Annotated in this window: 12 protein-coding genes; 7 read left to right on the plus strand and 5 right to left on the minus strand. The window is 66.5% G+C overall.

What is annotated here, in order from left to right; translation table 11 throughout:
• Positions 1-273 precede the first annotated feature (273 nt).
• From GUV69_RS08145 to GUV69_RS08160, 4 genes are all read right to left on the minus strand, one after another.
• Positions 274-1,395 (minus strand): adenylate/guanylate cyclase domain-containing protein, encoded by a 1,122-nt coding sequence (locus tag GUV69_RS08145; protein WP_164201336.1) that lies wholly within the window; start codon positions 1,393-1,395, stop codon positions 274-276.
• Positions 1,385-1,984, minus strand: coding sequence for a PH domain-containing protein (locus tag GUV69_RS08150; protein WP_164201338.1), 600 nt, complete (start codon positions 1,982-1,984; stop codon positions 1,385-1,387). The genes GUV69_RS08145 and GUV69_RS08150 overlap by 11 nt, the downstream gene beginning before the upstream one ends.
• Positions 1,977-2,885: a biotin--[acetyl-CoA-carboxylase] ligase gene (locus GUV69_RS08155; RefSeq protein WP_164201341.1), complete on the minus strand. Its 909-nt coding sequence runs from the start codon at positions 2,883-2,885 to the stop codon at positions 1,977-1,979. The genes GUV69_RS08150 and GUV69_RS08155 overlap by 8 nt, the downstream gene beginning before the upstream one ends.
• 65 nt (positions 2,886-2,950) lie before the next feature.
• Positions 2,951-3,880, minus strand: a complete 930-nt coding sequence (locus tag GUV69_RS08160; protein ID WP_164201343.1) for an SDR family oxidoreductase — start codon at positions 3,878-3,880, stop codon at positions 2,951-2,953.
• Positions 3,881-4,117: 237 nt separating this feature from the next.
• Here GUV69_RS08160 and GUV69_RS08165 point away from each other — a divergent pair, with 237 nt between their 5' ends.
• The 4 genes from GUV69_RS08165 to GUV69_RS08180 all read left to right on the plus strand — a co-directional run bounded on the left by GUV69_RS08165 (position 4,118) and on the right by GUV69_RS08180 (position 9,250).
• Entirely contained in the window at positions 4,118-5,701 is a 1,584-nt protein-coding gene (locus GUV69_RS08165; protein ID WP_164201345.1) for an acyl-CoA carboxylase subunit beta, read from the plus strand.
• Positions 5,698-5,952, plus strand: a complete 255-nt coding sequence (locus tag GUV69_RS08170; protein WP_164201347.1) for an acyl-CoA carboxylase subunit epsilon — start codon at positions 5,698-5,700, stop codon at positions 5,950-5,952. The genes GUV69_RS08165 and GUV69_RS08170 overlap by 4 nt, the downstream gene beginning before the upstream one ends.
• 9 nt (positions 5,953-5,961) lie before the next feature.
• Positions 5,962-7,647 (plus strand): DUF885 domain-containing protein, encoded by a 1,686-nt coding sequence (locus GUV69_RS08175; protein ID WP_164201349.1) that lies wholly within the window; start codon positions 5,962-5,964, stop codon positions 7,645-7,647.
• 154 nt (positions 7,648-7,801) lie between these two features.
• On the plus strand, positions 7,802-9,250 hold the full coding sequence (locus tag GUV69_RS08180) for a dicarboxylate/amino acid:cation symporter (protein ID WP_164201350.1): 1,449 nt from the start codon (positions 7,802-7,804) through the stop codon (positions 9,248-9,250).
• Positions 9,251-9,341: 91 nt separating this feature from the next.
• Here the strand turns inward: GUV69_RS08180 and GUV69_RS08185 are convergent, their stop codons facing one another.
• Positions 9,342-9,914, minus strand: a complete 573-nt coding sequence (locus tag GUV69_RS08185) for a hypothetical protein (protein WP_164201351.1) — start codon at positions 9,912-9,914, stop codon at positions 9,342-9,344.
• 159 nt (positions 9,915-10,073) lie between these two features.
• Between GUV69_RS08185 and GUV69_RS08190 the strand changes: the two genes are divergently transcribed.
• The 3 genes from GUV69_RS08190 to GUV69_RS08200 are packed head-to-tail and all read left to right on the plus strand — an operon-like array spanning position 10,074 to position 13,953.
• On the plus strand, positions 10,074-10,745 hold the full coding sequence (locus GUV69_RS08190) for a TetR/AcrR family transcriptional regulator (RefSeq protein WP_164201352.1): 672 nt from the start codon (positions 10,074-10,076) through the stop codon (positions 10,743-10,745).
• 1 nt (position 10,746) lies between these two features.
• Entirely contained in the window at positions 10,747-13,272 is a 2,526-nt protein-coding gene (locus GUV69_RS08195; RefSeq protein ID WP_164201353.1) for an MMPL family transporter, read from the plus strand.
• 9 nt (positions 13,273-13,281) lie between these two features.
• Positions 13,282-13,953 (plus strand): Maf family protein, encoded by a 672-nt coding sequence (locus GUV69_RS08200; protein ID WP_164201354.1) that lies wholly within the window; start codon positions 13,282-13,284, stop codon positions 13,951-13,953.
• Positions 13,954-13,997 lie beyond the last annotated feature (44 nt).

Consider the following 13,997-nt stretch of genomic DNA (forward strand, 5'->3'; position numbering starts at 1 on the left):
TACTATTCCCCTGAAATCACCGCTGCCTGATGGCAGCTAAATTGCCCCTGGTAGCCACCACGGGCCGGTTCCGCCACTCCCCCATAGAGACGCCGGAATAATGCTGACATTGCCTGACGGTCTGCGGTGGGGCTCCCTACCCTCACCCCGCAGAAACCTGCCAGCCGCCACAGACGACTATAGCGCGATACACCAACAACTGGATAAACCCGCAGCTCAGCGGATCCCCCAGCCTCTGGCGTACGCCGCGCCGGCTTTTCCGGAGCAGCCAAACTAGTCGAGCACCAGGCCCCTGCCCGCGCCGCGCTTCAGCAGCACAGGGTGGATTTCGCCGAACCCGCGCACATTTTCGGCCGGCTGCGGAACCAGGATAAAGCGTTCGTCCTGGTCCAGCGCTGATGCCGTCATGGAGTCGATCAGGACCGTGCCCGGGTCGGCGAGGGTGGTGAGCCGGGCCGCGAGGTTCACGGTGGGACCATAGATGTCGCCCAGCCGGGACAGGATCCGTCCCCAGACCATGGCCACGCGCGCTTCGGGAAGGATCTCATCCTCGGTGAATGCCTGAGCCAGGGCGAGTGATATCTCGGCGCCGGCAGCCGGCGTTTCCGCAATGTACAGGACTTCGTCGCCGACGGTCTTGACCAGCCGGCCACCGCCCACCGAGATGATCTCGGCGCATTTGTTCTCGAAGCGCTGGACCAGCCGGGCGAGGGTCTTTTCGTTCATCCGGCGGGACAGGCTCGTGTATGAAACCAGGTCAGCGAAGCCCACCGCGCGTGCCAGCGGCAGCGGAGCGTCATCCTCGTCGCCCTCACGGCCTTCCTCGCTGGCCTGCAGACCGGCCTCGGCACGGACGGCCAGCCGCTGGACGCCGGCGTTGAGCTGGCGCCGCCACGAATAGACAAGCATCTGCTCGAGCGCGTCCAGCAGGGCCGGCAGTTCCTGGACCAGGCGCTTGCGGGCCACGGCATCGGTGACACCCTGCTCGTGGACCATGTCCTCCACCAGGGCCTCGATCTGCCAGACCACCATGCGATCGGTCATCTGTCCGATGGCCCGCGTCACCGAGATGGCAGCCTCTTCGGTGAGGACCCCGGAGCGGACCAGGTCCACCACCGTCGAGAGCGCTGCCTGGTCGCGTTCGGTGAAGGCCACGTCATCGTCGCCGAAGTTCGGGAAACCGAGGGCCCGCCACAGCTTCCGCGCAGACAGGAGCGACAAACCGGCGCCAGCCGCCACTTCGCGGCGCCGGAGCTTCCGCTCCCCGCCGAGGAGCCTCGCCTCGAGTGCCTTGGCCGCCAACCGTTCGACGGACAGCGTGCCGGTTGGCGGGTGGGCACTCTCGGCCGCGGGGGTTGGCAGGGCGGCCTGGCCCTCTTCGTCCTCATCGTTCATCGTGTCCACCTTCTCTCAATTCCCACGGCAGGATGTCGTCGGCATAATCCGACACGTCGTCAGTCTCCGGATCCCTGCCCACGGGCAGGTCAGCAACGGCATCCAGCACAAAGTCCCGGAACCGTGCGGCTTCCGGGACGTCCGGGATGGTCACCACACTTTGGTACCCGGTTTCCAAGGATATATTCCCGGAGCGCAATATCCGCTGCACCACCGACTGGTGGACCGTCACGTTGCGGACGGAGGCCAGATTAACCTGTTCGTCCCGGCGGCGCATCATGCCGTAACGCGCAATAACCCTCCGGCTCGTGAGGATGTATCGCGTTCCCTGCCACCGGAGCAGCCCGGGCAGGCAATACGCCAGCCAGACCCAGGCGACGGCCAGCAGGCAGGCAAGAACGATCCATGGCGTCCAGTCTGCGGAAACCGCCGGCACCAGGCGGGTGGCCTCGCCCCGCAGCGTCCAGGCACTGGCAAACGCAGCAGCGGCGGGTGCGCCAATGAACGCAGCGGCCGGACCGGCCAGTTTCCTCGGCTGCGGACGGGTGATCGTAATGACCTGCTCGCCCGGCGCGAGGTCTTTACGCATACCCGCCTTCGGTACCCTGGCCCGGCGGGGTCCAGGGACGCAGGTGCACCACATCGCCGGCGGTCACCACATGTTCCCGGGCGTCCTTATCCACCACGAGCAGCGAACCGTACTCATCCAGCCTGGTGGCATGCCCGATGATCTCGTGGTCGCCCGGCAGCTGCGCGCGGACCTGGCTGCCCAGCGTCACCATCACGGACTCCACGCGTTTGTGGAGGGACGGGCCGCCTGCCAGCCCGGCTGTGGGATCGCCATCGGCGTTGCAGAAGCTGCGGTAGAGCACTGCGAAGTGCGCCAGGTAGCTCTTGAGCAGCTGGGTCCGGTCAACCGTCAGCGGCTGCTCGAGTGCCACGGACGTTGCGGTGGGCACGGGCAGTTCCTCGGACGTCAGAGTCACGTTCAGCCCGGTCCCCAGGATGACCGCCGGCACTGAGCCGTCGCCCATGGGCCCCATTTGGGCCAGGATCCCGGCGATCTTGCGGCCGCGGACCAGGACATCATTGGGCCATTTGAGCTCAGCCGGAAGGCCGGCTGTCTCCAGGAGCGTTTGCCGCAGCGCCAGCGCGCCCAACAATGAAAGCCAGGAATAGGTATGTGTGGGCAAGGGCCTGCCCTCCGCGTTGACCGGCCGCAGCACGATGGAAACTGACACGGAACTCAGCGGCGGCGCTTCCCAGCTCCGGTCAAGCCGGCCGCGCGCTGCGGTCTGGTACTCAGCCGTCAGCACTGACAGGTCAGGCCACTCTTTAGGCTCAACAGTCACTGCCCGCAGGAGGTCTGCATTCGTGGATCCGGTGGAGTCCACCACAACCATTTTCGCGATGCCGGTGGCGGCCAGGAAATCCTGCTCCGCCAAGGCCCCACGGTTCAATGGACTTCCTGGGGTGTGTGTGTCAGCCATGGTTGAATCCTATCGACTCACGGACCACCGGCGGCTGTTCCGGCGGCCACATGGCCGGAACGGCCTCAGAGAAAAATGTCCGGAACCAGCTGGTCCTCGGCGGCCCCAAGACTGTAGGGACGGAAGTCCGTGACTCCCGCAGCCGCGAGCACTTGCTCGTCGGTGTAGAAGTTGCCACTGGCCGGCCCCTCTCCGGCAGCGGCGGCACCAGGCAGCGCAGCGCCGCCGTGATTGCCGCCGGTCAGGATGGCATGGGCCGCATCGGCCATGATCTGCGGCCCGCGGGCTGCCTGCACAATCGCCTCGCCGCCGGGCATATTACGGATGGCGGCGGTATCGATGAGGGTGCAGGGCCAGAGGGAGTTGACGGTGATGCCATCGTTCTTGAGCTCCTCGGCCAAACCGAGGGTGGTCAGGCTCATGCCGTATTTGGCCATGGTGTACGCCAGGTGCCTGCCGGCCCATTTGGGGTCGAGGTTCAGGGGCGGCGAGAGTGTCAGGATGTGGCCGTTGCCTGACTTGCGCAACGCAGGCAACGCCAGCTTTGACAGCAGGAAGGTCCCGCGGACGTTGATGTCCTGCATCAGGTCATAGCGCTTCATGTCGACGTTGTCCGTGGTGGACAGGTCGATGGCGGAGGCGTTGTTCAGGACGACGTCGATCCCGCCGAAGCGTTCCACGGCGGCCGCCACCGCGCCGGCCACGTCCCCGTCGTTTCGGACATCGCCCACGATGGCGAGCGCCTGGCCGCCGGCGGCTTCGATCTGTTCGGCGGCGCTGTGCACTGTGCCCGCTAGCGTGGCGTGCGGCTGGCCGGTCTTGGCCAGCAGGACAATGTTGGCGCCGTCCCGGGCGGCCCTGATGGCAATCGCCAGCCCGATCCCGCGGCTGCCGCCGGACATCAGGATGGTGCGGCCACGCAAGGAACCGGCAGCCCGGTACGGAGTTTCGACGGCGGCCCGGGACGGAGGTGCGGCATCGTTGCTGGAAGTCATGGGCTCCACTGTAGCCGAGTTATGTTACTGACCAGTAACATACGTCTTGGCCGCCGGAAGGGACGGAAAATTGTAGGTTTTCTACAGCCTTGCGGCGCAGATGCGTCATTAGACTAGCCAGCAGGGTTCGTTTTTTGTGTGGAAGCTACTTAAATCCCGCACCTGACCGGCCTGCCACCACCGCACGCAGCACCATATTTGTTACGCACCAATCTGCTACAGAGCCGGAGACACTTGATGAGCCACGATCTGACCACGACAGCGGGAAAAATCGCCGACTTCCGCGACCGCCAGGCCCGTGCAGAGCAGCCATCCGGTCCCGAAGCCGTCGAAAAGCAGCACGCCCGCGGCAAGAACACGGCCCGCGAGCGCGTCGAACTCCTCCTGGATGAAGGCTCCTTTGTGGAACTGGATGCGCTGGCGGTCCACCGCTCCACCGCTTTCGGCATGGACAAGAAAAAGCCGCTCGGTGACGGCCTGGTCTCCGGCTACGGCACCGTGGACGGCCGTCCGGTGGCGGTCTACAGCCAGGACTTCTCCGTGTACGGCGGATCCCTGAGCCAGGTCAACGGCGAGAAGATCGTCAAGGTCCAGGAATTCGCCCTGCGCAACGGCTGCCCCGTGGTGGGCATCCTCGACGGCGGCGGCGCCCGCATCCAGGAAGGCGTTGCCTCGCTGGCCATGTTTGCGGACATCTTCCGCAACAACGTCCATGCCTCCGGCGTGGTCCCGCAGATCTCCCTCATCATGGGTCCCTCCGCCGGCGGCGCGGCCTACTCCCCTGCACTCACCGACTACGTGGTGATGGTGGACAAGACCTCGCACATGTTCATCACCGGGCCTGACGTCATCAAGACCGTCACCGGCGAGGACGTGGACATGGAAACCCTGGGCGGCGCCCGGCAGCACAACGCCACCACGGGCACGTCCACCTACCTTGCCTCCGATGAGGCCGACGCCATCGGCTTCGTCCGCGAACTGCTGGACTTCCTGCCGTCGAACAACCTCGCCGAGGCGCCGGTGCTGGAGCACCAGCAGGATTTGGAGCCCGACGCCGACGACCTCGCCCTGGATGCCCTCGTGCCGGACTCGGCAAACCAGCCCTACGATATGCGCACCGTCATCGAGCAGATTGTGGATGACGGACACTTCCTGGAGATGCAGTCCCTGTACGCCCCCAACGTCATGATCGGCTACGGCCGCGTGGAGGGACACACGGTGGGGATCGTGGCCAACCAGCCGCTGCAGTTTGCCGGCACCCTGGACATCGCCGCCTCCGAGAAGGCCGCCCGGTTCGTCCGCCACTGCGACGCCTTCAACATCCCCATCATCACGCTCGTGGATGTTCCGGGCTTCCTGCCCGGCAAGGACCAGGAGTTCCAGGGGATCATCCGCCGCGGGGCCAAGCTGCTCTACGCCTATGCCGAGGCCACCGTCCCCAAGCTGACCGTCATCACCCGCAAAGCCTACGGCGGGGCTTACATCGTGATGGGTTCGAAGAAGCTCGGCGCTGACCTGAACCTGGCCTGGCCCACGGCCCAGATCGGCGTCATGGGCGCCCAGGGCGCGGTCAACATCCTGTACCGCCGCGACCTTGCGGCCGTTGCCGAGGCCGGCGGGGATGTTGAGGCCCGCCGTGCCGAGGTGATCAGGCAGTACGAAGAAGAGCTGCTGAACCCCTACCAGGCCGCCGAGCTGGGCTACGTGGACGCGGTCATCGCCCCCTCCGAGACCCGGGTCCAGATCATCCGGGGCCTGCGCGCCCTCCGCGACAAGCGGGCCAGCCTGCCCACCAAGAAGCACGGGAACATCCCGCTGTGAACGAGGACCGGAACCCGGTGTCCGAGGCCGCGATCGATGCGCCGGCCCCGGAAAGCAGCCCGCTGCTCTCTGTTGTCAAGGGCGACCCGTCGGCCGAGGAACTCGCGGCCCTGACCGCCGTCGTACTTTCCCTCGGCGGCATGGATGCTGCGGAGTCGGACAAGCCCACGGTCCGGCACTGGGTGCGCCGGCAGCAATTGCGGCTCGCGCCGACGCCGGGTCCCGGCGCCTGGAAGCGAAGCCGGGGTTAGGCTCGTGGGGTGACTACCGAAACCCCGTCCGCTGTCCGTCCGCACTCCGCCATCGATGCCGTGGCAGATGAGTACACCGACACGCTTATCCGGTTGAATCCGTCCTTCGCCACCGAGCTCGGGCTCCCCGGCCACGAGACCGAGTATCCCGATTACTCCCCTGCCGGCATCGCCGGATTCGCGGCGGAAGCCGCCAAGGCCCTGGCCGCCCTGGACGGACTGGAACCGCAGGATGACGTGGACGCCGTCACCCTGGACGCCATGCGCGAGCGCCTGGGCCTGCAGCTGGAAATCCACGCCTCCGGGTGGGACGAAGCGAACCTGAACAACATCGCCTCCCCCTCACAGGACATCCGGGCCATCTTCGACCTGATGCCCACAGAAACCGCCGAGCACTGGGAGCACATCGCCGGGCGCGCGCTGAATGTTCCCGGTGCCCTCGCCGGCTATACCGATTCCCTCCGCAAGGCACGGGACAACGGCAAGGTTGCCGCCGCCCGCCAGGTTTCCATCGTCATCGAGCAGACCACCAAACACGCCGCGGACGATGGCTTCTTCGCCAAGCTCGCCGCCGGGGCGCGGACCGCCGAGGGCCCCCTTCCGGCGACTGTGCAGGGAAAGCTCGACGCCGGTGCTGCCGCTGCGCGCTCCGCCTACCTCGACCTCGCGGACTTCCTCCGCACGGAACTGCTGCCTGCCGCGCCGGCGAAAGATGCTGTAGGCCGGGAACGCTATGAGCTGGCTTCGCGCTCTTTCCTCGGCGCCGCCGTCGACCTCGAAGAGACCTATGCCTGGGGAGTGCAGGAACTCGACAGGCTCATCGCCGAGCAGGAGCAGGTGGCCGCCGCCATCAAGCCGGGGGCCACCATTGCGGAAGCGAAGACCGTCCTTAACAACGACCCCGCACGGCAACTGAAGGGCACGGACGCCCTCAAGGCATGGATGCAGGAACTCTCCGATAAGGCTGTGGCCGACCTTGCCGGGGTGCACTTCGAGATCCCCGACGTTATGAAGAAGCTTGAGTGTCTGATCGCACCGACCGACGAGGGCGGCATCTACTACACCGGCCCCTCCGATGATTTCAGCCGGCCCGGCCGGATGTGGTGGTCCGTTCCCGCAGGCGAGGACACATTTACCACCTGGGCCGAAACCACCACGGTCTTCCATGAAGGCGTCCCCGGCCACCATCTCCAGGTAGCCACGGCCACGTACCGGCGGGAGCTTCTGAACAAGTGGCGGCGCAACGTCTGCTGGACGTCAGGCCACGGCGAAGGCTGGGCCCTGTACGCCGAAAAGCTGATGCAGGAACTCGGCTACCTCTCCGACCCGGGCGACCACATGGGCATGCTGGACATGCAGCGGATGCGCGCAGCCCGCGTGGTCTTCGATATCGGCGTCCATCTGGAACTTGAGATGCCCGAACGCTGGGGCTCCGGGACCTGGACGCCGGAGAAGGGCTACGGCTTCCTCCAGGAGAACCTGGCCATCAGCGAAGGCCAGCTCAACTTCGAATTCACGCGCTACCTCGGCTGGCCGGGCCAGGCACCGTCCTACAAGGTGGGCCAGCGCCTCTGGGAACAGATTCGCGCCGACCTCGAATCCCGGCCCGGCTTCGATCTCAAGGCCTTCCACACCAAGGCACTGAACATCGGCTCGGTGGGCTTGGACACCCTCCGCAGGGCACTGCTTTCCTAGAGATTTTTGCCACACGGCCGCCGGGAATAACTTCACAATTACCTTGAATGACGCCGGAAATCCGGGCGTTTAGCGCTTGACGCCGGATGGTTGCCCCGTAACATTTCTCAACATCCTTTCGGAGTGATAAGGGCTTCGGACCTAGCGTGTTCTGGTGAGCACTCAAACCCGCACCCCCGAATCCGCAGGAAAGACCGGCTTCCAGCTTCCCAAATGGGCTGGCTCGTTCGGCTTCCAGATCATCGCCGCCCTCATTGTGGGCCTGGGCCTCGGCCTGCTGGCCAAGTACACCGGCAGCACCAAGGCAGAGCCCAATGGCCTGGGCGCCACGCTGCAGACCGTCGGTTCCAGCTACATCTCGCTGCTGCAGACTGCCGTTGTGCCGTTGATCTTCACCGCGGTGGTCAGTTCCATCTCCAACCTCCGCCAGGTGTCCAACGCCGCCAAGCTGGCCTGGAACACCCTGCTCTGGTTTGCTATCACATCCCTGATCGCGGTCCTGATCGGCATCGGGCTTGGCGTGCTCCTGCAGCCCGGCGCGAACACCGGCATCACCGGCGAAGGCGAAGCACCCAGCAAGGTGGGCAACTGGTGGGCATTCCTCACCGGGCTGTTCCCCAAGAACTTCCTCGGCCTCGGTGCCAGCTCCACGGTGGCTGAATCCGGTGCCGTCACCACGGCTGTGAGCTTCAACGTGCTCCAGATCCTGGTCATCGCCATCGCCGTCGGCGTCGCCGCCCTCAAGGTGGGCAAGGCCGCTGAGCCGTTCCTCACCCTTAATGCCTCTGCCCTGGCCGTCATCCAGAAGGTCCTGTGGTGGATCATCCGGATCGCTCCCATCGGTACCGTTGGCCTGATCGGCAACGCCGTGGCCGTGTACGGCTGGGACACCATCGGGGCGCTGGGCAAGTTCACGTTCGCCATCTACGTTGGCCTGGCCCTGGTGATGTTCGTTGTCTACCCGGTCCTGGTCCGTACCCACGGCCTCTCCGTCAAACAGTACTTCTCCGGCGTCTGGCCGGCCGTGCAGCTGGCCTTTGTGTCCCGCTCGTCCATCGGAACGCTGCCGCTGACCCAGCGGGTCACCGAACGCAACCTCGGCGTTCCCCGTGCGTACGCCTCCTTCGCCGTGCCGCTGGGCGCCACCACCAAGATGGACGGCTGCGCCGCGATCTACCCGGCCATCTCCGCCATCTTCGTGGCCCAGTTCTTCGGCGTCCAGCTGGACCTCAGCCACTACCTGCTCATTGCACTGGTTTCCGTCCTCGGCTCCGCAGCGACCGCAGGCACCACCGGCGCCGTGGTGATGCTCACCCTGACGCTCTCCACGCTGGGACTGCCGCTCGCCGGCGTCGGCCTCCTGCTGGCGGTTGACCCCATCCTGGACATGGGCCGCACCGCCCTCAACGTGGCGGGCCAGGCGCTGGTCCCGGCCATCGTGTCCAAGCGCCAGGGCATCCTGGACGAGACGCTCTACAACGCGCCCCGTAACGGCAACCCGTTCGCGGACGACGACGACTCCACGGTTGCGGATCCCTCCGCCACCGTTCGGGGTACTGACCCGACCGAAGCCGGGCGTGAGCTCGCCGACGCGAAGGCCTGACGCCGGCCGGTAAGTGCACACCTAAAGGAAGTCCCCGGGAAACTGACTGTTCCCCGGGGGCTTCCTTTGTTTGCTATGCCCTGCCCGCCAGTCAGCGGCCGCCGATCACCCCGTTCTCCACTGCCCTGGTCACAGCATCCGCCTCGGCCTGGGTCAGCTTGCCGTCGGTAACGGCCTGGTCCAGACGCGTCTTCAGCGCCGCAGCACGGTCTGCCTGGTCAGCGGTCCGCAGTTCCGCCAGCGCCGCCGTCACTTTCGCCTCGTCCACGCCAAGTGCGGCCGCGAGGGACTTGGCAAGCCCGGCCTGCTGCACCGCGGGGTCGGGCCGTGTCCCCTCCGCCGGCTTGGCCTTCTCCGTACCGGCTGCAGGCTTGTTGGCTTCACGGAATGCCTTCAGCGCATCGGTCACCTTGGCTTCCTCCACCCCGAGCTTGGTGGCCAGGGCGGCAGCGTCGACGCCGCGGAACCCTCCATGTCCATGTCCGCCACGTCCGCCCTTGCCTTCGGAGGGGCCGGTGCTGCCATCCGACGGCGCTGTCGAACTGGCGCTGGGGGCGGGCGTCGGCGTAGTGGTGGCTGACGCCACCCCGGCGATTCCGATCCCTGCTCCGAGGGCCAGGGCGGTGGCCGTCAGGCCAACGGCAACTCTTTTTGTCCGTACCATTTCTGTCTCCTGGATCTGCCGTCCGGTGACGGCTGGTGGTGTGTCCCGACGGGGACTCTTCCAGTCTCAAACGGCAGCATCAGGCGGACCTGTCGGGAACCTTTCATCTTCCTGTGAATGAATTTGCGCGGCGTGCAAACTTGCACGTAGTGTAACTTCATGCCCGAACTCCTTTCGCGCCGTGAGCTGAATAAAGCGGCCACGCGCCAGGCCATCACTGACGCCGCCCTGGCACTCCTGCGCGGAAAAGGTCCGGGCAACTTCACCGTGGAAGACATCGCCGAGACGGCAGGGATTTCCCGGCGCACCTTCTTTAATTACTTCTCCAGCATCGAGGCGGCACTGGCCTCGGTGACGCACGGGTTCCTGGACAGCGCCCTGCAGCAGTTCCGGCAGCGTCCCGCCGATGAACCAATCCTTGAGTCCGCGCGCGCAGCCCTCATGCAGCTGGCAGATCCCATGACCGTGGCACCGCTTGCGGAACTGTTCACCCTCACCCAGGAGAACGCGCTCCTGTCACGCTCCGAACTTGAGGCATGGGACCACTGCACCGAACAGATCATCGCTGCCGCCCGCGACCGGTTCACCAAAACCCCGGGCACCGCCGTCGACGAACTCTATCTGCGTGCACTGGCCGGCTCGGTCATCTCCTGCGGCAAAGCCGCCATGGACGTCTGGTTCGCCCAACGCGGCGCCGACCTCTCGCCTGCCTCGCTCGCCGTCCTGCGCCAACTGCTGATTGATGCCATGGGCCACCTCGGCACAGGCTTCGGCGGTCCAGCCACCTCCGCTCCCATTACTGCACCCACCCTCCTCAAAGAACGGCTCTGACATGGCCCTGCTGCTCTACCGCCTCGGCAAGTTCTCCTACCGTCACCGCTGGCTGGTCATCTCGCTCTGGCTTGCCGTCCTGGTGGCCGTCGGCGGCTCGGCTGCCGCCTTCCACGGCACGCTCTCCAACAACTTCCAGATTCCCGGCACCGAAACACAGCGCATCGCGGACAAACTGAAGGAGGAACTCCCGGCGGCGTCGGGCGGTTCGGCCAGCATCGTCTTCGAAGCCCCCGCCGGCGGCTTTACCGACGAGAGCCGCGCAGCCGTCACGGCCGCGCTGACCGAGCTCGGGGAACTGCCGGACGTCAAGGCCACCACCGATCCGTTTGCCACGCAGGCGCAGCTGGACCAGGCCGGACAGGCGATTACCGACGGTGAGCAGCAGCTCGCCGCCGGCCAGTCCCAACTGGACGTCTCAAAGGCAGAGCTCGACGCCGGGGCAGCGCAACTCAGTGCCGCAGAGCAGCAGCTCACCGCCGCCGGCGCTCCCGCAGCGGTCATCGAGGCGCGGCTGGGACAGCAGAAGGCAGCTCTGGCCCAAGGCCAGGCACAGCTTGCTGCCGGCGCCCAGGAACTCGAGGCCGCGAAGGCCAAGCTGGATCTGGGCAAGCGGCAGGCTGAGGCCTCCGCCGGTATCCGGTTCGTCTCCCTGGACAACCAGGCCGCGGTGGCCCAGGTGCAGTTCACCACCTCCATCAATGCCCTGACGCCCGCCATCCGCCAGCAGGTCCAGGACATCGCGCATCAAACCTCGTCAGCCGGCGTCACCGCGCTGGCCAGCAAGGAAATCACCGAGGACATCTCGGAACTCTTCGGCACCGCCGAGATCATCGGCATCGCCGTGGCCGCCCTGGTCCTGGTCCTGATGCTCGGCACCCTGATCGCGGCCGGGCTGCCCCTGCTGATGGCTATCATCGGCGTCGGCGTGGGCGTGGGCATCACCTTCGCCCTGTCCGGAGCGTTCGACATGAGCTCCATCTCCCCCATGCTCGCCCTGATGCTTGGCCTGGCCGTGGGCATTGACTACTCCCTCTTCATCGTCAACCGGCACCGGACCCAGCTGCTCGCGGGTATGGACCCTGAGGAATCCGTGGCCCGTGCCACCGGAACGTCAGGCAACGCCGTGCTCTTTGCCGGCCTGACTGTCATCATCGCCCTGGCCGCGCTGGTGGTTCCGGGCCTGCCGTTCCTGAGCGTGATGGGCCTGGCGGCAGCAGGTACCGTGGCGGTAGCCGTCCTGGTGGCGCTCTCCCTGACCCCGGCCATGCTGTCCCTGATCGGCCGCCGCATCATTTCCCGGCGGGCCTGGGCCAAAGCCGAGGCCCACAACGCCGAAGCCGGCCACGAAGCAGCCGACCAGGTCAGGGACGAAGCCAAGAGCACTCGCGGCTGGGGCGGGCTGGTGACCAGGCATCCCATCGTGGCGCTCGTCGCCGGTGTGCTTCTGCTGGGCACCCTCGCCCTGCCTGCCGCGCAGCTGCAGCTCGCACTGCCCGACGGCGGATCCGAGCCGGTCGATTCCGAGGCCTACCAGGCCTACGACGTCACGGCCCGCAGCTTCGGCGAAGGCGTCACGGGTCCCATCGTGGTGGTAGGCGAGTTCCCGGCCGGCCTGGACGAAACCCGGGCCCAGGAGCTGCAGTACGACGTCGCTGACCTCATCCGGGGCGTGGACAACGTGGTGGCCGCCGTTCCGGTGGCACTGAGTGACGACCGGCGCACCGCCGTCTTCCAGGTCATCCCGGAGGAAGGCCCCGCCAAGGCAGGCACCGTCCAGGTGGTGAGCGAGCTCCGCGAACGCGGCGCTCAGATCCAGGCCGAAACCGGTGTCACCATCGGGCTGACCGGCCAGACGGCCGGCAACATCGATGTCTCCACCAAACTGGGCGATGCCCTGCCGCCCTACCTGGCGATCGTCGTCGGGCTCTCCCTGATCCTCCTGCTGCTGGTGTTCCGGTCCATCGTGGTCCCGCTGCTGGCCACCGGCGGCTTCCTGCTCTCGCTGGCTGCTGCCTTCGGCCTGGTAGTGGCCGTCTACCAGTGGGGCTGGCTCGGCGGCGTGTTCGACGTCGCGAACCCCGGAGCCGTGCTGAGCTTCCTGCCCATCATCCTGATCGGCGTGCTGTTCGGCCTGGCCATGGACTACCAGGTCTTCATTGCCTCCGGCATGCGTGAGTCCTACATGCACGGCGCCTCAGCCAAAAACGCCGTGCGGATCGGCTTCAGCCATGCCGGTGCCGTGGTGACGGCCGCCGCCATCATCATGGTCTCCGTGTTCGCCGGCTTCATCTTCAGCCACCTGACCATGGTCCGGCCCCTCGGCTTCGCCATGGCGTTCGGTGTGCTGCTGGACGCCTTTGTGGTCCGGATGACCATCGTGCCTGCCGTGATGTACCTGCTCGGCGAAAAGACCTGGTGGCTGCCGAAATGGCTGGACCGGATCCTGCCGGACGTGGACGTCGAGGGCGCCAAGCTCGAACGCCTGGACACAACGCCGCAGAAGCTGGACCAGCCGGTCCACTAGGCTGAATCCGTGACCCGACTGATCCTTGCATCCCAGTCCCCCGCCCGCACCAAACTCCTCACCGACGCCGGTATCCAGCACACCGTGCTGGTGTCCGACGTGGATGAGGACGCCATCCAGGCCCGCTACGGAGTCACGGATGCGCACGATACCGCGCTGCTGCTGGCCCGCGCCAAGGCCGAGGCCGTCGCCGCGCTGCCCGACGCGGAGGGCACGCTGGTGATCGGCTGCGACTCGGTGTTCGAGTTCGACGGCGAGTCGCACGGCAAACCGTATACCGCCGACGTCGCCCGCGAACGGATGCTCCGGATGAGCGGCAACAGCGGGGTGCTGCACACCGGGCACTGGCTGGTGGACTGCCGTGCGACGGCCGCGGACGAAACGCACGACGACGGCATCACGGCACCGGGATCCGGCGCCACGCTCGGGGCGGTCACCTCCGCCGAGGTCCATTTCACCGACATGGACCCGGAGGAAATCGACGCCTATATCGCCACCGGCGAGCCGCTGCACTGCGCGGGTTCGTTTACCATCGACGGCTTCGGCGGGGCCTTCATCCGGAAGGTGGACGGGGATCCGCACACCGTCGTCGGGCTTTCCATTTCGACGCTGCGCGCACTCCTGGGCCAGGCGAACGTGCGCATCACGGAGCTTTGGCCTGCGCGGTCACCTGCGCAATAATCGGGCCGATTCGGCATGGCTTTGTAGGTTCCCTACAAAGCCAT

Origin of the sequence: [Micrococcus luteus] ATCC 49442 (genome assembly GCF_010367585.1) — a bacterium.
Taxonomy (GTDB): domain Bacteria; phylum Actinomycetota; class Actinomycetes; order Actinomycetales; family Micrococcaceae; genus Arthrobacter; species Arthrobacter luteus_A.

What these genes read in the sequence shown, in the direction of transcription:
- GUV69_RS08150 (WP_164201338.1), bottom strand. Translation starts at nt 1,984, where the DNA reads ATGCGTAAAGACCTCGCGCCGGGCGAGCAGGTCATTACGATCACCCGT.
- GUV69_RS08185 (WP_164201351.1), bottom strand. Translation starts at nt 9,914, where the DNA reads ATGGTACGGACAAAAAGAGTTGCCGTTGGCCTGACGGCCACCGCCCTG.
- GUV69_RS08165 (WP_164201345.1), top strand. Translation starts at nt 4,118, where the DNA reads ATGAGCCACGATCTGACCACGACAGCGGGAAAAATCGCCGACTTCCGC.
- GUV69_RS08195 (WP_164201353.1), top strand. Translation starts at nt 10,747, where the DNA reads ATGGCCCTGCTGCTCTACCGCCTCGGCAAGTTCTCCTACCGTCACCGC.
- GUV69_RS08145 (WP_164201336.1), bottom strand. Translation starts at nt 1,395, where the DNA reads ATGAACGATGAGGACGAAGAGGGCCAGGCCGCCCTGCCAACCCCCGCG.
- GUV69_RS08190 (WP_164201352.1), top strand. Translation starts at nt 10,074, where the DNA reads ATGCCCGAACTCCTTTCGCGCCGTGAGCTGAATAAAGCGGCCACGCGC.
- GUV69_RS08155 (WP_164201341.1), bottom strand. Translation starts at nt 2,885, where the DNA reads ATGGCTGACACACACACCCCAGGAAGTCCATTGAACCGTGGGGCCTTG.
- GUV69_RS08160 (WP_164201343.1), bottom strand. Translation starts at nt 3,880, where the DNA reads ATGACTTCCAGCAACGATGCCGCACCTCCGTCCCGGGCCGCCGTCGAA.